Source organism: Mucilaginibacter sp. UYP27, assembly GCF_040547175.1.
Taxonomy (GTDB): domain Bacteria; phylum Bacteroidota; class Bacteroidia; order Sphingobacteriales; family Sphingobacteriaceae; genus Mucilaginibacter.
Genome location: NZ_JBEPPE010000006.1, coordinates 57,922 through 76,549 on the forward strand (window position 1 = coordinate 57,922; position 18,628 = coordinate 76,549).

General features: G+C 42.6%; 16 protein-coding genes. 8 read left to right on the forward strand and 8 right to left on the reverse strand.

The window, feature by feature from the left end:
- The first annotated feature begins 24 nt into the window (after nt 1–24).
- On the forward strand, nt 25–375 hold the full coding sequence (gene nirD / locus ABIB39_RS17775; protein ID WP_354431519.1) for a nitrite reductase small subunit NirD: 351 nt from the start codon (nt 25–27) through the stop codon (nt 373–375).
- A gap of 3 nt (nt 376–378) precedes the next feature.
- Here the strand turns inward: nirD and ABIB39_RS17780 are convergent, their stop codons facing one another.
- Nucleotides 379–1,077, reverse strand: coding sequence for a Crp/Fnr family transcriptional regulator (locus ABIB39_RS17780; RefSeq protein ID WP_354431520.1), 699 nt, complete (start codon nt 1,075–1,077; stop codon nt 379–381).
- Nucleotides 1,078–1,577: 500 nt separating this feature from the next.
- On the opposite strand from ABIB39_RS17780, the gene ABIB39_RS17785 reads away from it, so the two are divergent.
- The 7 genes from ABIB39_RS17785 (at nt 1,578) to ABIB39_RS17815 (ending at nt 12,550) form a co-directional block, all read left to right on the forward strand.
- The gene (locus ABIB39_RS17785; protein WP_354431521.1) at nt 1,578–3,119 is read left to right on the forward strand and encodes an alginate export family protein; all 1,542 of its coding nucleotides are present in this window, start codon (nt 1,578–1,580) and stop codon (nt 3,117–3,119) included.
- 11 nt (nt 3,120–3,130) lie between these two features.
- Complete coding sequence (locus tag ABIB39_RS17790) at nt 3,131–4,432, forward strand: MFS transporter (protein WP_354431522.1); 1,302 nt, start codon at nt 3,131–3,133, stop codon at nt 4,430–4,432.
- A 4-nt stretch (nt 4,433–4,436) separates the two neighbouring features.
- Entirely contained in the window at nt 4,437–7,949 is a 3,513-nt protein-coding gene (locus tag ABIB39_RS17795) for a molybdopterin-dependent oxidoreductase (RefSeq protein WP_354431523.1), read from the forward strand.
- A 7-nt stretch (nt 7,950–7,956) separates the two neighbouring features.
- A complete protein-coding gene (locus ABIB39_RS17800; protein ID WP_354431524.1) occupies nt 7,957–9,423 on the forward strand; it encodes a rubredoxin in 1,467 nt (488 codons plus the stop codon).
- Nucleotides 9,424–9,450: 27 nt separating this feature from the next.
- On the forward strand, nt 9,451–10,038 hold the full coding sequence (locus ABIB39_RS17805) for a DUF4202 domain-containing protein (protein ID WP_354431525.1): 588 nt from the start codon (nt 9,451–9,453) through the stop codon (nt 10,036–10,038).
- A gap of 677 nt (nt 10,039–10,715) precedes the next feature.
- Entirely contained in the window at nt 10,716–12,140 is a 1,425-nt protein-coding gene (locus tag ABIB39_RS17810; protein ID WP_354431526.1) for a L,D-transpeptidase scaffold domain-containing protein, read from the forward strand.
- 8 nt (nt 12,141–12,148) lie between these two features.
- A complete protein-coding gene (locus tag ABIB39_RS17815; protein WP_354431527.1) occupies nt 12,149–12,550 on the forward strand; it encodes a hypothetical protein in 402 nt (133 codons plus the stop codon).
- A gap of 392 nt (nt 12,551–12,942) precedes the next feature.
- On the opposite strand, the gene ABIB39_RS17820 is transcribed toward ABIB39_RS17815, so the two are convergent.
- From ABIB39_RS17820 to ABIB39_RS17850, 7 genes are all read right to left on the reverse strand, one after another.
- Nucleotides 12,943–13,491: a hypothetical protein gene (locus tag ABIB39_RS17820; RefSeq protein WP_354431528.1), complete on the reverse strand. Its 549-nt coding sequence runs from the start codon at nt 13,489–13,491 to the stop codon at nt 12,943–12,945.
- A 250-nt stretch (nt 13,492–13,741) separates the two neighbouring features.
- Nucleotides 13,742–14,371 carry a DUF8188 family protein gene (locus ABIB39_RS17825; RefSeq protein ID WP_354431529.1) on the reverse strand — a complete coding sequence of 210 codons (630 nt, stop codon included), beginning with the start codon at nt 14,369–14,371 and terminating at the stop codon, nt 13,742–13,744.
- A gap of 359 nt (nt 14,372–14,730) precedes the next feature.
- Complete coding sequence (locus ABIB39_RS17830; protein ID WP_354431530.1) at nt 14,731–15,171, reverse strand: hypothetical protein; 441 nt, start codon at nt 15,169–15,171, stop codon at nt 14,731–14,733.
- Between the two features lie 4 nt (nt 15,172–15,175).
- Nucleotides 15,176–17,023 carry a zincin-like metallopeptidase toxin domain-containing protein gene (locus ABIB39_RS17835; RefSeq protein WP_354431531.1) on the reverse strand — a complete coding sequence of 616 codons (1,848 nt, stop codon included), beginning with the start codon at nt 17,021–17,023 and terminating at the stop codon, nt 15,176–15,178.
- A 16-nt stretch (nt 17,024–17,039) separates the two neighbouring features.
- A complete protein-coding gene (locus tag ABIB39_RS17840; RefSeq protein ID WP_354431532.1) occupies nt 17,040–17,294 on the reverse strand; it encodes a hypothetical protein in 255 nt (84 codons plus the stop codon).
- A 1-nt stretch (nt 17,295) separates the two neighbouring features.
- Nucleotides 17,296–17,760, reverse strand: a complete 465-nt coding sequence (locus ABIB39_RS17845; RefSeq protein WP_354431533.1) for an SUKH-3 domain-containing protein — start codon at nt 17,758–17,760, stop codon at nt 17,296–17,298.
- A 16-nt stretch (nt 17,761–17,776) separates the two neighbouring features.
- Entirely contained in the window at nt 17,777–18,625 is an 849-nt protein-coding gene (locus ABIB39_RS17850) for a hypothetical protein (RefSeq protein ID WP_354431534.1), read from the reverse strand.
- Between the last annotated feature and the right edge of the window lie 3 nt (nt 18,626–18,628).

Consider the following 18,628-nt stretch of genomic DNA (forward strand, 5'->3'; position numbering starts at 1 on the left):
TAAACAGTTTTAAAACAGACAAAAATGCAAACAGTTACAGATATACAATGGGTGTTGGCTTGCTACACAGATGATGTACCGGCAGATGGCGGCGCTTGCATAAAACACGGCGATGAGCAGATAGCCATATTTAACTTTAGCAGACGTAATGAATGGTACGCTACCCAAAATCTGTGCCCCCACAAGCAGCAAATGGTTTTATCTCGCGGGATGATTGGCAGCACAGGTGAAGATTGCAACCCGAAGGTAGCATGCCCTTTCCACAAAAAAACATTTTCGCTAAAGAATGGCGAATGCCTAAGCGGCGATGATTACCAGATAAAAACCTATCCTATAATGGTGCAGGACGGGAAGGTGTACGTTGGTATTGCGTAAACGTTATTGGAAATTCGCATCCTGCGAAAGTTTAGCAAGGGCATCATGGTTAGTAATCATGATGCTTTTTGCTAAAAGGCTAATTAGTTTCTCGTTCACCAACTCATTCATCATCCTAAAAACGGTTTCGTAAGTTGCCCCCACGTAAGAGGCCAGGTCTTGTCGGCTAATATCAACGTTAATGAAACCTTGTTCTGTTATGCCAAATTGAGCTTGCAGGGCGGTCAATGCATCGGCCACCCTGTTTTTTACGGGCATGTGGGCAAGGTTTCTCATTTTTCGTTCCGATTCGCGCAGCTCATCAGCAAAAAACATCAGCAACTCGTAAGTAAAGTTTGAATTTACCTTTAGTGTTGATTCAAAAAAATCCAGGCTCATATAGCACACCGTGCCATTCTCAACAGCAGCGGCAGATACGGGGTATACGTTTTTGTGCCCCAGCCCGCGGTGACCAAAGGCTGCACCCTCCCGGGCAAAGCGGATAATGAGTTCTTTTTCGGCATCCCATTTTTTATAAACTTTTATCAGCCCCTGGTACACAAAGTAAATTCCGGTAACCGGGTCGCCTTCTTTAAAAATTACCTCGCCTTTTTTAACTTTAAGGTTGATCTTATTGGCTTGCACCGCCGGTAGCCACTCGGCCATAGCGTTACGGCATAAAAAGCAACTTCTTGTATCACAAAGGTTGATTTTCTGTATCATTTACAAATAGGTTAAGCTTGTTTTTATAACTATACAATAGTAAGGGAAATATTTCAATGTGGAAGCAGCGGAATATTATTGTTTAAATCATAAAATAGGCATCAGTAGTTACTATTTGAGGTAATTTTAATGCTTTTTATTTGTTAAATCGAATTTTTACTATTGATTTTAAGTGGTTTTGGTTTAAAAAAGCAATTAAAATATTGCAAAACTGATATTTTGCATGTATTTGAAAGCTTTGTTTTTGATTTTTTGACAAAAAATTAGTTTTCTATGATATATATCATAAAAAAACGAGTTTACATGGCTATTAATTGATTTTTATTCTAATTATAGATATATTTATAATAACGAAAGAGGAAAAATCAAAACTATTTGACAGATGCCTATAGGTAAGTAAACAGACAAAAGAAGACGTAAAAAAAGCCCTGTCGGGAGGTCGCATTCCCGAACAGGGTTAAACAGTTTTAGATTGCTTTAACAAATAAAAACCACTTCAAATGTACAAAAATGTATTAAACCGATACACTATTGCCTTAACTATTCCCTTAATTATTGCAGCCGCCGGCACAAAAGCCCGGGCTCAGGTAAGCGTTTCGGGGCAGCTGCGTGCCCGCAGCGAGGTACGCGACGGGTATGGTACTTTAAAAACTACCGGCTTTAAAAACGCTGCGTTTATTTCACAGCGTACCCGCCTTGTCTTCGACTTTAAATCGAGCAGGGTAATTTTCCATACCGCTATACAGGATGTAAGGCTATGGGGGCAGGATGCATCTACCATAACCATAGCTGATGGTAATAAACTTGGTTTGCACGAAGCCTGGGCAGAACTTATCCTCTCTAATAAAAAAGATACTTCCTTTAAATCATCCCCGGTAGATTACTTTGGTATAAAAGTAGGCCGGCAGGAACTGGTTTATGATGATGAGCGCTTATTAGGCAACTCCGATTGGTTGCAACAGGGCCGCCGGCACGATGCCATTGTGCTGAAGTTGATTCAAAACAACTGGCAGGTTGATTTCGGTGCAGCATATAACCAAAACAGCGAAGCCATCAATTATAACGGCACCTACTATACACCGGCCAATATCCCGGCAACGGTAAAAGATAGTAAGGGCAATTTGGCTAATACGCCTGCAGGCTTAATCCCGTTGGTAAATAGTACGGGTATAAGCGCCAGGAATGGTAGTCCGGCATTTTTAAATTCACCGGGGACTAATGCCTTAAATCAAAATTATAAAGCCTTACAGTATTTATACATCGCCAAAAAGTATAATAAAACTAAGGTGTCGGGCTTGTTCCTTGCAGACCAGTTTGGCAAGTATATATTAGATTCTGTAAAGAACGTTTCGGGTGCCGATGTAGGCTACATCTACGGTAAACGTTTTAACCAAACCGGCGTATACTCTCGCTTTACCACAGGCCTATTAGTTAACCCGGTGCTGGGCCGTAAAAACCAATTTGGGTTTACAGCGGGCTATTATTACCAGGGCGGGCATGATAAGGATGGGCTTAAACTAAATGCCTACACTGTTACTACATCTGCAACGTACAAGCCGGGTAGTGTGAGTTATACGGCGGGCTGGGACTACCTATCAGGCAATGATGCGTATTCGGCATCGGCAACCAATCACCGGTTCGACCCATTGTACGGTACGCCGCATAAGTTTTGGGGATACATGGATTATTTTTATGCGGTAAGTGGTTCGCCCACCGGCGGTTTAAGCAACCCGTACCTTAAAATAAGGTATGCATCTGCCAACAAACGCTTCACTACCGAGCTGGCTAACCATTATTTTATGCTTGCGCAAGATCAAAAAGATATAAACGGAGCGCCGGTAAGTAAATACCTCGGCACCGAATTCGACCTCACAACAGGATATAGGCTCAACAAGTTTAGCGATCTGGGGCTTGGCTTATCCTATATGGCTGCTACCCGCAGCATGGAATATGCCAAAAATATAGCGCCCGGCAATGCAGGGCTACACCCGGTATGGGCTTACCTGCAACTCAATATTAAACCAGATTTTCTCACAAAATAAAATCTTACCACATGCAAACTCAACTTACTAAACTCAATATATTTTCTATAAAAGGCGTGCAAATGCGCACCTTCCATATAACCTGGCTCATGTTTTTTGTGTGCTTTTTTGGCTGGTTCGGCCTGGCGCCCCTAATGCCAACTATACGTGCCGAACTCCATTTAACCAAAGGGCAGGTAGGTAATATTATAATTGCTTCGGTATCAGCCACCATCATAGCCAGGCTCATCATCGGCCGCCTATGCGATACCTGGGGCCCGCGTAAAACGGCCATTAGGCTATTGCTTGTAGGCTCGTTACCCGTGTTTTTTGTGGGGCTGGCACATGATTACACAACGTTTTTATTGTTCCGTTTAGCTATTGGAGTTATTGGGGCATCGTTCGTGATTACGCAGTTCCACACTTCTATGATGTTTGCGCCCAACATAAAAGGCACCGCAAATGCGGTTACCGGCGGCTGGGGCAACCTGGGCGGCGGCGTAACCAATATGGTAATGCCATTAATATTTGCGGCTATTGTTGGCTTTGGTTATACCACAGCCGAGGCATGGCGCTACGCCATGATAGTGCCCGGTGTGATGATGCTGGTTATCGCCTTTTCATATTCAAAATATACCAAAGATACCCCGAACGGCAATTACGATGAAATAGGCGAAACGCACCCAAAATCTGCGAAAACAGATTGGCCGATACTGGCCGACCGCCGTATTTGGGCCCTAACCCTTGCTTATGCCATGTGCTTTGGTATGGAGATAACCTTTGATAACGTAGCATCGCTGCACTTTGTAGATTCTTTTCACCTGTCGCAAAGCCAGGCCGGTTTTTGGGCGGGCATATTTGGCTTTATGAATTTATTTGCCCGTGCCCTTGGCGGTATCGTGTCTGACAAGGTTGGCGCAAAATTCGGCATGCGTGGTAAAGGCTTGCTGCTTGCAGGTGTGTTATTGCTGGAAGGTGGAGGGCTTATCCTGTTTGCACAATCGGGCAGCCTGTTTATGGCAATCGTTTCTATGCTAACCTTCGCGCTGTTCCTAAAAATGGCCAATGGCGCCACTTATGGTATTGTGCCATTTGTAAACGCAAAAAACGTGGGGCTGGTGAGCGGTGTAGTAGGTGCCGGTGGCAACCTTGGCGGCATGCTGTTCGGCTTCCTGTTCAAATCAAGCACAATTACGTATGTGCAGGCATTCACCTACATAGGTTATACGGTAATAGCAGTTTCGGTAATTGTATTGGCAACTAATTTTTATAAGCAACTGTCAACAGCCAGGGTAACTGTTGAACAGGAACTGGCAGAGCAGCATATGGCATAAGCAAATGAGCCCAAAAGCATCAATAAATAACTTAACAACGGTATGCTGCTATTGCGGCGTTGGCTGCGGTATTGTAGTTAACAAAGAACGCGACGGCAGCATTACCTTGCTGGGCGATGAAACGCACCCGGTAAACAAGGGGATGCTTTGCAGCAAGGGCTTAAACCTGCATTACACGGTTAATGATAAAACCGATCGCCTGCTGCACCCGCAGATGCGCTACAATAAAAATATGCCCATGCAACAGGTAAGCTGGGACACAGCCCTGGAACGCACAGCAGCCGTATTTAAAACTTTTATAGAAAAATACGGGCCCGATTCGGTAGCGTTTTATGCCTCAGGGCAATGCCTAACCGAAGAATATTACGTGATGAATAAGCTGATGAAGGGATTTATTGGAAGCAATAATATTGATACCAACTCGCGCTTGTGTATGAGCAGCGCGGTAGCGGCCTACAAAATTGCTTTGGGCGAAGACGCCGTGCCGATATGTTATGATGATATTGAACTGGCAGATTGCTTTTTTGTAACCGGCGGCAACCCGGCATGGTGCCACCCTATACTTTGGCGCAGGGTAGAGGAACATAAAGCTGCCAATCCCGGCACCAAAATCATCGTAGTTGACCCGCGCGTAACGGATACCTGCGCCATTGCCGACCTGCACCTGCAAATAAACCCGGGTACGGATGTAACCTTGAACCATGCCATAGGCAGGCTGCTGATAGAGAACGATGATATAGACATTGATTTTATCAGGGGCCACGCCGAAGGATTTGAACAATACAGGTCCGTTGTTTTTGAGCGTACCCTTGCCGAAGCCGCCCGCATATGCGGGCTCACTGAAGCAGGTATACGCCTGGCGGCAAAATACATAGGCGAAGCAAAAGGCTTTATCACTATGTGGACAATGGGGCTAAACCAAAGCGCCATTGGGGTAAATAAAAACCTTAGCCTAATCAATCTCAATTTAATTACGGGCCACATCGGTAAACCCGGTTCGGGGCCATTTTCGCTTACGGGGCAGCCCAATGCTATGGGCGGCAGGGAAGCCGGGGGATTAGCCAATTTACTCCCGGCGCACCGTGAGTTAAGTAACCCGCTGCACCGCGAAGAAGTACAGCAGTTTTGGGGTGGTGGCGTTATCCAGCCAAAACCGGGGCTTACCGTCACGGAGATGTTTGATGCTTTAAACGATGGGCGGTTAAAAGCGATATGGATAATGTGTACCAACCCCTTAACCAGTCTGCCCAATGTACGCCTGGCTGAGGAAGCTTTAAAGAAAGCCAAATTTGTGGTGGTGCAGGAAATAAGCAACAAACCCGAAACTTTGGCTTACGCCGATGTAATACTGCCCGCAGCAGCCTGGGCCGAAAAAGAAGGCACCATGACCAATTCAGAAAGGCGCATTAGTTATTTAAGCAAAATAATTGAGCCACCCGGCGAGGCCTTGCCCGATGCAGAGATCATTTGCCGCTTTGCCTGCAAAATGGGTTACAAGGGGTTCGATTTTGAAAACGCTGCTGCTATTTATGCTGAGCACGCCAGGCTAACGGCTAAAACTAACATCGATATCAGCAGCTTAAACTATGCTGTTTTAAAGGAGCTAAAAACGGTGCAATGGCCTTATCGTAAAAAAAGCAAACAGCAGGGCACACCAAGGCTGTTTACCGATAACGTTTTTTACACAAAATCAAAAAAAGCATTGATAAGTGCCGTTAGCGATTTACTGACAAGCGAGAAACCGGATGGCGATTACCCCTTCATCCTTACCACAGGCCGCATTCGCGACCAATGGCACACCATGAGCAAAACCGCCAAGGTGAATAAGCTGACGCAGCATTATAAACAAGCTTTTTTAGAGGTTCACCCCGCTGATGCCGAAAGCTTAGCCATCAGCGAAGGCGACATGGTGTCCGTTACATCCAAACGCGGCGATGTTAGGGTACAAGCCAAATTATCGACACAAATAAAACCGGGCGTGGTGTTTTTACCCATGCACTGGGGCAAAATATTAAACAACGACCTTAACCGCGCCAATAACGTTACCAGCGCACTGTTAGACCCTATTTCAAAAGAACCAGACTTTAAATACTGCGCCGTAAAAATTGAAAAGTATAAAAAGCCTTTTCAAAGGATAGTGGTGATAGGGGCAGGTGCGGGCGCGTATGGCTTCGTGAAATCCTACCGGGAACTAAACGCCGATGACCAGATAACTATTTTTAGCAAAGAGAACCACCCTTTTTACAACCGCGTAATGCTGCCCGATTACATCAGCGGCGAGCAACGTTGGGAGCAACTTGTAAAAATGACCGACGAGGAAGAGCCGGGGTATAATATTAAGCTTTTACGCGGGGTAAGTATAGAAAGAATAGACCGCGTGAATAAGCAGGTAACAGATTCCCGTGGAATAAAAACCGGTTACGATATATTGCTGATGGCGACCGGTAGTAGGGCAACCATACCCAAAAACGTGCCTGCTTTACCCGGTATATTCACCATGCGCAGCCGTAACGACGCGGATAACTTTAAAAAAATCATCCCCGCTAAAGCGCATGTGGTGATAGTTGGCGGTGGTTTGCTGGGTTTGGAGATGGCTGCATCGCTTCGTGAAATTGGTGTTAAAATAACCATTGTGCAGCGTGTATCCAGGTTTTTAAACCGCCAGTTAGATACGCTGGGCAGCCAGTTGCTGCATGAGGAAATGGTAGACCAGGGCTGCGATATTTTTTACGACGATGAAGTGCAGCTTTTTTACGGCCGCACCAAGCTAACTGGCATCGTATTAAAAAGCGGCCGCAAAATTGATTGCAACGCGATGATATTAGCTGTAGGTACAACGCCAAATTTAGAACTGGCTAAGGAGATAGGCCTGGAATGCAAGCGCGGCGTGGTTGTAAATGAACGTATGCAAACCAGCGACCCGGATATCTATGCCGTAGGCGAAATTGCCGAGTTTGAAGGCACGCTCTATGGCATTACCGCCGCCGCAGAACAACAGGCGGAGGTAATGGCCAAATATATGAACGGCGACATTGCCAGCTATTACAAAGGCAGTGTGTTTATGAATATTATAAAAGTAAGTGGTTTTGACCTATGCAGTATTGGCTTGTCCGAATGCCCGGATAGCCCCGGTTACGAAGAAATTGTTTTTATTGATAAGGCCAAGCGCTATTACAAAAAGTGCATCATACATGCAGACAGGTTGGTGGGCGCCATTTTAATTGGTGATAAAAGCGAAATGCTGGAGTTTAAAGAATTGATAGCCAATAAAACTGAACTAAGCGATAAGCGCCTGCAACTACTGCGCGGAGTGAGCAAGGCGGAGCCTGTTTTGGGCAAATTGGTTTGCAGTTGCAATAATGTAGGCAGCGGAAACATTCTTAACAAGATAGCATCGGGCTGTAGTAATTTGAAGGATTTGTGTAATAGCACGGGTGCCGGCACGGGTTGCGGATCGTGCCGGCCCGAGGTAAAGAGATTATTAGAAGAGCGTTTAAGCAACGCCATAGCCAATTAAATGCAAGATGACAACTACAGCAACCACCTATTGTGTAAAAGTAAACCTGCCCGGCGGGGTAGTATCTGCCGGGGATATGTTCGAGATACTTATAATTGCGGCTAAAGCCGGCGCAACGGATATCAGTATAGGCAACCGGCAACAGTTATATTTTGACATTTCTGCCGGTATGCTGGAAGGTTTGGAAATGGATATGATGCAAGCCGAACTAAGCTACGAAGTAGATACCGACAATTTCCCCAATATCATCAGCTCTTACGTAACGGATGCTATTTTCAATACCGAAAGCTGGCTGAAGGAAGGAGTTTACAAGGATATTTTCGACATGTTTAGCCACAAGCCGCGGCTCAAAATAAACCTGGTAGATTGTAACCAAACCTTTGTGCTGTTTTTTAGCGGCAACATGAATTTCATTAGTTCGCCAGTGAGCAATTACTGGTATTTTTATATCCGTTTCCCAAAAACAAACTATATCTATTGCTGGCCCAGCCTGGTTTATTCAGCCGATATTCCCGAAATTAGTAAGGTGGCCGAAGAAATAATTTTCGAGAACAAGCACCTTTTTTATGACCAGCCCGAGGTAAACCCGCAGCCGTTTTATGAGATGGTAACCGCGAACAACAGCTTTAGCGAACAAGCTATTACTGAGACGCTTAAACTACCCGATTTTTATTTGCCGTATTATGAAGGCTTTAATCAATACATCAATAACAAATATTGGTTGGGCATTTACCGCCGGAATGAACTTTTTTCCATTTCCTTCCTGAAGGACATTTGCGAACTATGCATTAGCACCCGCGTGGGGCAATTGTACACCACGCCGTGGAAATCGTTAATTGTAAAAGGGATAAGCGATGCTAATCGTAAAGATTGGGGCGCTGTGCTGAATAAATACCAGATCAACATAAGGCATGCTGCCAACGAGTTAAACTGGCAAACCGAAAACCTTTACAATGAGAGCCTGGTGCTTAAAAAAGATTTGGTGCGCATTTTTGAAGAGCACGACTTGCGCACTTATCGGCTTTGCTTCGCCATAAAAATGCAGCCCAAGACAGGGCTTTCCGGCTCCGTTATTATTCGCAAACAGGCAGAGGGTGTGTTTGATGTTTTGCACTCCCGCGATTTTAACCCCAATTATAAAGACCTTGTTTTATTTAAAAGCGAAGTGCCACGCAACGAATTGGCAGAATGCCTGATTGCTCTTTGTGGGCAATACTATCATTTTTTAAGCCATAGCGGAACCACAATGCCCGAACTTGAACCCGAAATGGAGGAGGCAATAACCCTTAATGCCAAAACAAGCCTTTACCAATGCAAATATTGCCTCAATGTTTATGACGAGCAATACGGCGAGCCGGATAATGGCATAGTAGTGCAAACCGCTTTTGAAGATATTCCGCATTACACATGCCCCGTTTGCGAAGCGCCAAAAGGCGACTTTTTAGCTGTAGAAAAAACCAACATTTTTGGTTAACGTATAGGGAATGCTTAATTTGTACCCATGGACAAAATAGCCGCTGCTTTTGAGCAGTTTGACAACCATAATAAAACCGACCCGAACACTTTTGATTGGGGCGGTATTAGCTACCCGAGAGAATATTTTTTCGCCCTGAAATTATACGAATGGGTGATAAAACTTGAGCCCGGTGCCGATGAAGAATTACTCCTCGCATCGCGCAGCCAGCATATCGGCAGATGGGAAATTCCAAGGGAAAGCTACCCCGAAGGTAGGGAAGCTTACCTGAAATGGCGCGGCGGCCTGGCTAAACACCACGCACAAATTGCAACGAATATCTTGCAGCAATTGGGCTATAACCAGCCAGAATTGGACCGGGTGGAACAAATCATACTGAAAAAGAGGATAAAGGCAGATGCCGATGTACAAACGATGGAGAACGCGCTTTGCCTGGTATTCCTTGAGTTTCAGTACGAAGACTTTTACCCTAAACACGATGACGATAAAGTAGTCAACATCCTCAAAAAAACGCTCTTAAAAATGGATGCACACGGACACCGGTTTGCCCTCGCTTTGCCGTATTCGCCGCACGGTCTAAGTCTGGTGAAAAAGGCGTTGGTTTTACTAAATTAAAATATCCCGCCAACTTCAGAAAGCGTTATGACGTCTTGTTATCAAATACAGGTGGGGCCGCACAACATATCCACATTAATCTTGCTAATCTGATCCTGCTTGATATTCGTATCGAAGGGTCAGTGAAAAGAGAAATTAAATTTAATTTAAAACATGAAAGTTGTTACGGGATTTGTCAAATCTGGCGAATCTCTTTTGGGGTTACCAGAGATAAAGGTACTTAGGGCACTACGCATTTAAATCCGTTTTTGGCAATCAGTGCCTTTTTCTGTCCATCTTTTTATATTCATTATTTACTTACAATAATGTTTCATCAAATCTGCAACCTAAAATGGTTGTTGGTTGTATCCTCGTGCTTTTTTAGGTTTAAACCAAAGTTATTGCTTTTGGCGCCTACTTTATCGCCTTTTTAGTTGACAACCCGATTTATTTAAACTGTAAAAACAGACTGAATTTTAAAAATTTATTATTTGCAGCATCTATTAATTTCACATTCTGCTTTAATCTTTTATTCTCGCCATTGTCAATGGCATCTTTCAATAATAGCCTTACCGCCTGGCCGGCTTATCATTCAAACTTGACCAGTATCACATTTTGGCGTGCCGGCCATCAATGTATTTCCTGGCCAAGTGCTTACTATTGTACTATACTATCAAACTCATTAACAACGACATGCAATGAAAAATATTTTTGTGATAACCTGTATTTGTTATTTACTGCTTCCCCCCTTCCAGTCAGCAGCAGCAAACACCAAAGATAGCCTGATTGCCAAAGAAATTACCCGGCTGCTTGATAACGGGGAGCCGGGCCTCCTGCATTTTCCGGGTACTGTAAAACGACTTTACCAACAAAATGGAAAGCAACCTATCTGGATGAAACCACAAAGTGGAGAAGGGCCGGCGTGGCAGGTGATGATGATGCTCGATTGTGTGCTTCAATATGGCCTTTCGCCCGGTGATTATCACCCGGAAGAGCTAACTTATAATAGGATGCACCAGGCACTGGATACGCCCGCTAACGCCGGCGTTAACGAAAGGGCACGGCTGGAAATCGTACTGACTGATGCAATGATCACTTTCTTAAACCACCTGCACTATGGCAAATTTAATCGACAATACACGACTGCGGTGATCGACGGAAAGGATTTTAAAGGATTTCATGCGGACAGCGCTATTTTAGTGGCAATTCATGAAAAACGCGCCTACGATTTTTGGGCAAACGCAGAAAAAGCACAGCCGGTGACTAAAGCTTACCGTGAGCTTCAGCGGCGTATGCGGCTGTTGGAAGGCCAGTATGCCGGGGACAATTATGAGGTGAGTAACCAGGAGATCCGGCTTATTGCCATCAATATGGAGCGTCTTCGCTGGCAGAATTTAGAAGAGGGCAACTATATACGCATAAATCTGCCGGCTTATGCGCTACAATATCATGAGCATGATAACGATTATACCTTCCGGGTAGCTGTCGGTAGTAAAGTTAACCATACCCCCGAACTGAGTGGCAGGATCACCTATCTGACGACGGCTCCTGACGTTGTTGTGCCCAGGGAGCGCTTTATCAACGAACTGCTGCCAGCCGCCATTCGCGACACGGCTTTTTTAAAAAAGAACAAGTATGCACTTTATGACAAAAGCGGCCGCTACATTGTAATCAACTCAAAAAGCATTTTGGCTGTTACACAGCATCCAAATAACTATAATCTCCGTCATGCTTCCGGACATGATGCCGCTTTGGGCCGGCTGGTTTTCCGCTTTACTAATCCTTACCGTATCGATCTGCATGACATGCCCAGGAAAGCATTCTTTGATCAGGATAACAGGGCAATAACCACAGGTTGTGTTTGGCTCGACGACGCAGAAAAGTTGGGACAATTAGTGTTAACTAATGACGGCCAGCCCAAATCGGCCAAATCATTACCAAAAGCCATGAAAAAATATCAGCGTGAAGTTTTCATGCTTGGCAAACCCCTGCCGATAACAATCGTGTACCAGACTTGTGCAATAAAGGAGGGGGAACTAATCACCTACCCGGATATTTATCAAAAGGATGTAGAATTGGAAGTAAAGCTATTTCCTCCAAATGAAATCCTGGCCACCCGCTGAATAAAGAGATGAGAAGCGGTCAAAATCTTATTAAACGTTATTACCGGGTACGAGCCGGAGACACGGCCGTAACCACCATCAGCCTCCTTACCTTACCACCATACAGGGCTTCGTGTTCCACTGATGCTTACAAATTGCTCGCTGAAGATGATCGGTTTGTAGACTTCCCGGATCTGGTCACCGCACTGGAAAAAGCAAAAGCCGGTGCACTGGCCTATATTAACCTTCTGATCCGGGAAGGCGAAGTAGCGCTGCCAGAATTATTAAAATACCGTATAGACCACTACGAGGACCTGAACATTAACTTATTGGAGGCAAATATCCGGCAGGTGGAGCAGCAGTTGCTAGGAGACCCGCAGTTCAAATGGCGCCCCTACCGTATACAAATACCTTATAAGAACGATTTGTAAATTCGCTCTAAAACTGGAGCAACCGTTTGAACGTCATGGAACCGGAAGATTTAGCCTAAAGTTCAAAAACGCTGGCATCTTCAAGCCACAAATTTCTTTTATAACCACTTACCGGAATGTGGTAATGGTTACTCCGCCCGCTATACCTGCAAATGCTACCCCCCTTTACTTCAGCGTTAATATTTTTATCGGCCATTGTAAGCAATGTCCGTTTTGAATTTTATTGAAAATGCACTATTTGTGCCCTGCCAGCAACAGATTTACGAGGTGCCCAATCTTTTTGAAAGGTACAAAGGGTATTAACATTTTTAGGTATATAAGAAACACTCGTATGTTCGTCAATTAATTAAACGACTGATTTCTAAAAAAAATCAAAAGGTTTATATTTTCTGTTAACCAACAGCATACCAATACGCTCCCTGCTTTTTAAAAGCCCGGGATTTACTGTAACTGATCTTTGAAAAGCCAAATTCGTTTAACATAAATATTAAATCTTTCTTTAATTTTTGGTTAACTGCTGCATCATATTTTTCTGTAAATTTAGAATCGGTGATATCTAATGTTTCACCATTTTTAAAACATAATTGTAACGAAATAAGGGATGATCTGGAAGATTCGTAGTCGGGCGCGAATAATCCAACAACATCCTTTTTATTAACTATTTTGGTTTGCCTGTCAATGGCGATCTCCAAAATATTACCTGTAAAATGCAGATTAATATCTTTACTAAAGTACTTTACAAGCAAATTCATAATAAAAAGCAGTAACAAGCCGGTAAAAAACAAGCCCCACACGCCAAGATAGTCGAACCCATATTCGGCATATAAAGAAAACAGTAAAATACCTAATATGAAACCACTTGCCGGGAACCAATAAAAGCTTACGGTAAATACCTTTTCAAAAGCAATATTTTTAGTAACACCTATTGATTTTATAGCCATTGCATTTGCTAAATCTTATTTGAAAGTTGTATATAGCTTATTATTCATCAGACCCGTTTAGGGTTTCAACAGGAAGGTTAATATTATTGATGATCAAGTAAAAAACAGAACCTCCGCCGGAGTTTTTGCCTATCATTTTCAAAGTGATATCCTGCGATATCTCATATTTCTTAAGGCATTTGTCATGTCCAAAATCAACAACGCTAAAGTGGTGTACTAACGTGATTAGGTCACAGCAAAGATTTTAAGATTATTTCTTTAAAAACCGTTCCTTAAATTCATTTTTGGGCATTACATAGGTTAAATACATAAAAGCATTGTATTGGTATTGTTCGGAGGATGTATTTATATTTATATTACTCCCTCCGGGATTGCCCTTTGTAGCACGAAGTTCGGTAAGTGGTTTATCTGCGCCTCGCACGCTGAATGCTAAGATTGGGTTACCTTTAGTGCCATATTTTATGTTCGCAAAATCATCTTTATTTACTTTAGCATAAATTGTATTATTGTCAATAGCGCCAAAAAAGCCGTTAGTAAGGTCAAACATGGTTACCTGGTAATACTTGTTGGTGTTACCATCCAATATTAACCTGTAATATATTCTTGATTTCTTACTGCCATCCCTGCCCATGTTTTTTGCTTGCATAGATGTGGTGTAAGATTTTGTTGTATAGATATTATCATTAGGTAAACTACTCTTATCATACGCCGGAACCTGCACTTTAACCTCTGTTGAATTTTTTAGATAAACAGCAAGGTACTTCGAAACATCATTCTTGTTAATAAAAAAATAATTATAAACAATTAATAACACGGGCAATATTATTATAGCGCCTAAAATGTATCCGATAAATCCACCCATGTTTTTTAACCAACTCATTTCATTAGTTTTTTAATGCCACAACATTTATACCTTGCGCAGCGGATACTTCTCTGGTAAATTTTCGAATCAATTATTGGGGGTGGACATCATTGATATTATTTAGACATAGTGCGTTTGAATATTATACATTTGATTTGCAACAAGGATATACTGTTGTCAATGGCTTAAGTAATTAAAATTGCCAATCCAACCTTGATTTACGGACACCCAGATTCCAGCAAATGGGAATATAATCACAATTAAGCCGCCATCTTTACCACTAATTACCAAGACCGTTAAATTCTTAAATTTCTAACGTCTTAGATTTGATCTGATTAGCCTTCGCTCGTGTCTGTTCTCTTTGACTAAAACTAATGTCAATATTCGTCCCTGGCATCATAAGTAGGAAAAGTAATCCATTGCTTACCATAAACAACATCTTTAAGGTCTGTTTCAAATAATGATTGTAGGTATGTTGATATTTCACTTACAGACAAAGATGGATTGTTCATATTTACTATGAAATCTGACGTAGGTTTTGCTACGTTGCCTTTTTTGAATTCGGTGTAATGTTTGATGTTCATACTTAAGTCAGTACTACAATCAGTTATGTAAATTTCAATTTCGGTAGTAGCTCTTGGATAGATCGTAAATATTAAGTGCCTGTTAAGAGCATCATTTTTCATTTCCAGTTTTGCAAAAATTCTTGCTTCATTGTTTTCATTATAAACTTTTGATGTATCAAATGAATACCCCCTTAAAGTCATAAAATTAAAATTTTGCTTAATAATTGCGATTAATATATCAATTGTATTCATAACATTATTTACCAAAAATTACGTTTCTTTCCATATCATAAAATACACTATTAGATTGTACATCTGGTGGATACCCCATATCTATTACCGTATATTTTTCAGCAGCCAGCTTTCCAGCCCATTGCTCATTAGCCTTGTACATTAATGTATTTTTTAGATCAGAATCAACAATCCACCCTTTTTCGTTCCTTACGTACTTACCTTTATTACCAAAATCATCGGCAACCTCTTTCCAGGTATACGTTTCTCCATCAATATTAAATAATTTATTACTTTGGTTTTGCTCGTTAAACAATTCCACATTTTTTCCATTGCCTTCTAAGTTTGCGCCTACATCTTCAACATGTCCCGCCATTTTTCTTCCAATTACTGCGACCTTACCATTTGTACCCTCCCTTACATTCACGATTGGTTTACCAGCTATTTCATCGCCAACTTTAAATTCTTCCGGTTTGGCGCCAATCTCATCATTCGCCTTTACGCTTTCAGCCTCATTTTTTACTACAGTCGGATCTTCAAACAAATCACCATTCTCACCTTTTTTGGGTGTACCACCTTCCATGGCATCCAGCACAGGGGGCAATCCCGCTTTTGACCGTTCGCTATTGATATAATTACGGGCATGATTTAATTCGGCATCACTAAACTGGCCTTTGTTTTTCACGATCTGGTCGTAAACATATTGTTCACGCTCAGCCCTGCTTTGTTTCATATAAGCATCTTTACCCAGTTCCCTCCATTGCTTGGCATGCTGTGCCTCATGAAACGCTTCGTAATTAGTAGCTCCTTTTCGTAAATAAACTTTGCCATTTTGATTATCAAATCCAGCACGCACATTATCGGGCAAATGACCATTTTTATCAACTTCAAAACCGATACCCTGATCTTTTAAGCCTTCCTTATATTCCGTTAACTCTGAACGGCTCATTCGCTTACTCTCCAGGAAACCGGTTTTACCACTTTGTGGTTTGCCTTCCCATGGATTGCCAGCCATAGCATCAGGATCAACGGGTCCTTTTTTTGCTTCAGGTGCTATCGGCGCTCCCCAGGCTAACAATGCTGCGTAATCTTCTGGTTTACCCTGACCAGTGGCAATATTACCCATACTTTGAGCCGTTCCCTGTTCCATACCATAAGCCGAGCCTTGCGCACCGTGCAGTAAAGCATCCCCAGTACTGTCACCACCTACATACTTACTTTGTACGGCACCCATAGCACCAATGCCGCCACGCAAGGCAAGGCCCCAGCCTGAGGTCCAGGTGAGTAAATAATTTGCTGCCACGTTAGATAAAAAGGCACCCGCACCTTCGGTAAGTAAAACAATACCACCGGCAGCAGCCGCGCCCACCATAATGCATTTAAACATTTCGCCAGCAAAGTTGGTAACCCCTACAGCGATGGCCTGCCACCAATTTTTAATGTGAGGGGCCAGCCGGATTTGCTCGGTACCTACGGCGGTACATATCATATATGAGCTATCTGTTAATGCCAACTGCCCGTTAATATAAACTTGCTGCTTAGGCATTAACCATTTACGGGCGGCCGCAGCCTTGGTGCCGCAAATGAGTGCTCCTGCCGCAGCGCCTACCGCACCACCTATTGCCGCGGCTGCTATTAAAGCAGCACCGCCTGTTACTGCGCAAAGCAAAGCAAAAAGCACTGCCGCTACTGCCATAAGTAACATTAATTTTTTGCAAACAAAGTCGCCAAATGACGTTGTTTGCACATCCGTTATCCGGATATATTTTACAGCTGATTTTTTGCTTGTGGTTACCTGCCCGCTCTTCATCTTAGCAGGCATCATCCCCCCGGTGCACATAAAAAAATCGCCCTCGTTCAGAAACTTGCTCATAAATATCCTTTCGTGATCAATCTGTTATATAGCCATGTTTGGTGAGTACATAAATCAGCTTAAGGTCAGTATCATCAATATAAACAAATGCCGATTCCTCTTCAAATACCGTATATGTGTAATTAACCACCCATAAGTTAACAATCTGACCTGTTTCTTCTATTTTAGCATTTGGCTTAAATTCCTGCACCTTAATGGTTTCATATCTGATCTTTAACCTTTTAAGCATCTCTTTTGAGGCCTCTAAAACTTCTGTGCTATTGTGTTTCATTTTACAACCTTTCCTGATTTACAGGCTGCCCGGCCTGGCTGTTAAAAATTTTGTCAAACGCTTCCTCAGGTGTCTGGCCCAGGCATTCAAAATAATCATCCACGCCCAAATAGATTCGTGCTTTTTCATCTGCCATAATAATCCCGGCCGAATTATTCCAATAAGCAATAGGCGTAAGCACCTTGCTATTAGTTAAAGACAGGTAATCCTCCTGTATGTCACCAGGAAACAGAACCGATACCGCCTCCTCCACATCAAATACGATCTCTTCTACCCGATTATTACGGGCGTTATAAAACGAGAAACTGAGCTCACCCAACTCCTGATATAAACTGGCGGCGGCACCCGTTAAGTCAAACTCATTACCATATTCTGCCAATACGTGGGTAAACTTGTCAAGTTTGATACGTCGGCCTTCAAACCATCCGTTCTGTCTAAATATCTGTAACGTTTTTTCTGAATACATGATTGCAAAAAACAAATTAATATTGAGTTAGCGTATATTTAATTTTGTTATGTAATAATTGCACATGTACTACTTCCTCTGTATAGTATGATGCTTTGGCAATCATCCCCGTTTCGGGATCAATTTGATATTTTCCTTTACAACTAATAACAGGCACAAGTGTAGCTGGTTCTAAAAAAGTAAAATGGCCATATGCGTTACGAAGCCAATCTGCATTGGGCCGTTTATCATTTTCACCCTCAAAAACCACCGTCTTATTATCGCTGCTTTCAAAGTTGTAACGTATTGCCCAATCAATATCAGCTGCTTGGAATTTACTTCTGCGTGTAAACCTGCCGGAATAGGGTATGCTTTCTTCATATATCCCATTAAAGAAAATCTCGAAAAACTCAATGGCCTTTATGGTGTGCATTAAATTAGCATTGTTATCAAAAATATCGTCATTTAACCGTATCACACTGGCTATGCTTTCTTCGTTGGCGGTTAAGGCTTTAAGCTGACCACGTACCCTCAACCACTTATCTTTGATTTGCACCATGTTATTTATAGCATACACATGGCCTTTTTTGTTAACTGTTACATCCAGTTCGTTATAAATTTCCTTAAAAAGGTTGTTTAACGCGGCCACGTCATGTACTGATGGATTATTAGTTGATATAATATGATTATCAAGCGTTAAAATCTCTAAACGATATTCTTGCTCTGTTATATTCTTAACGGTTACTACCCACCGGCATTCAGTTGTGGTAACAACGTTCATGGTACCAATTTGTATGTCGCTGTCAATAGTACATATATATTTTTTTGTTACACCTGTTTTTAAGATATCTACTTTGTTTTCTTCTTTATTAAGTAAGCTCCACATAAT

What these genes read in the sequence shown, in the direction of transcription:
- nirD (WP_354431519.1), top strand. Translation starts at nt 25, where the DNA reads ATGCAAACAGTTACAGATATACAATGGGTGTTGGCTTGCTACACAGAT.
- ABIB39_RS17780 (WP_354431520.1), bottom strand. Translation starts at nt 1,077, where the DNA reads ATGATACAGAAAATCAACCTTTGTGATACAAGAAGTTGCTTTTTATGC.
- ABIB39_RS17785 (WP_354431521.1), top strand. Translation starts at nt 1,578, where the DNA reads ATGTACAAAAATGTATTAAACCGATACACTATTGCCTTAACTATTCCC.
- ABIB39_RS17790 (WP_354431522.1), top strand. Translation starts at nt 3,131, where the DNA reads ATGCAAACTCAACTTACTAAACTCAATATATTTTCTATAAAAGGCGTG.
- ABIB39_RS17795 (WP_354431523.1), top strand. Translation starts at nt 4,437, where the DNA reads ATGAGCCCAAAAGCATCAATAAATAACTTAACAACGGTATGCTGCTAT.
- ABIB39_RS17800 (WP_354431524.1), top strand. Translation starts at nt 7,957, where the DNA reads ATGACAACTACAGCAACCACCTATTGTGTAAAAGTAAACCTGCCCGGC.
- ABIB39_RS17805 (WP_354431525.1), top strand. Translation starts at nt 9,451, where the DNA reads ATGGACAAAATAGCCGCTGCTTTTGAGCAGTTTGACAACCATAATAAA.
- ABIB39_RS17810 (WP_354431526.1), top strand. Translation starts at nt 10,716, where the DNA reads ATGAAAAATATTTTTGTGATAACCTGTATTTGTTATTTACTGCTTCCC.
- ABIB39_RS17815 (WP_354431527.1), top strand. Translation starts at nt 12,149, where the DNA reads ATGAGAAGCGGTCAAAATCTTATTAAACGTTATTACCGGGTACGAGCC.
- ABIB39_RS17820 (WP_354431528.1), bottom strand. Translation starts at nt 13,491, where the DNA reads ATGGCTATAAAATCAATAGGTGTTACTAAAAATATTGCTTTTGAAAAG.
- ABIB39_RS17825 (WP_354431529.1), bottom strand. Translation starts at nt 14,371, where the DNA reads ATGAGTTGGTTAAAAAACATGGGTGGATTTATCGGATACATTTTAGGC.
- ABIB39_RS17830 (WP_354431530.1), bottom strand. Translation starts at nt 15,171, where the DNA reads ATGAATACAATTGATATATTAATCGCAATTATTAAGCAAAATTTTAAT.
- ABIB39_RS17835 (WP_354431531.1), bottom strand. Translation starts at nt 17,023, where the DNA reads ATGAGCAAGTTTCTGAACGAGGGCGATTTTTTTATGTGCACCGGGGGG.
- ABIB39_RS17840 (WP_354431532.1), bottom strand. Translation starts at nt 17,294, where the DNA reads ATGAAACACAATAGCACAGAAGTTTTAGAGGCCTCAAAAGAGATGCTT.
- ABIB39_RS17845 (WP_354431533.1), bottom strand. Translation starts at nt 17,760, where the DNA reads ATGTATTCAGAAAAAACGTTACAGATATTTAGACAGAACGGATGGTTT.
- ABIB39_RS17850 (WP_354431534.1), bottom strand. Translation starts at nt 18,625, where the DNA reads ATGTGGAGCTTACTTAATAAAGAAGAAAACAAAGTAGATATCTTAAAA.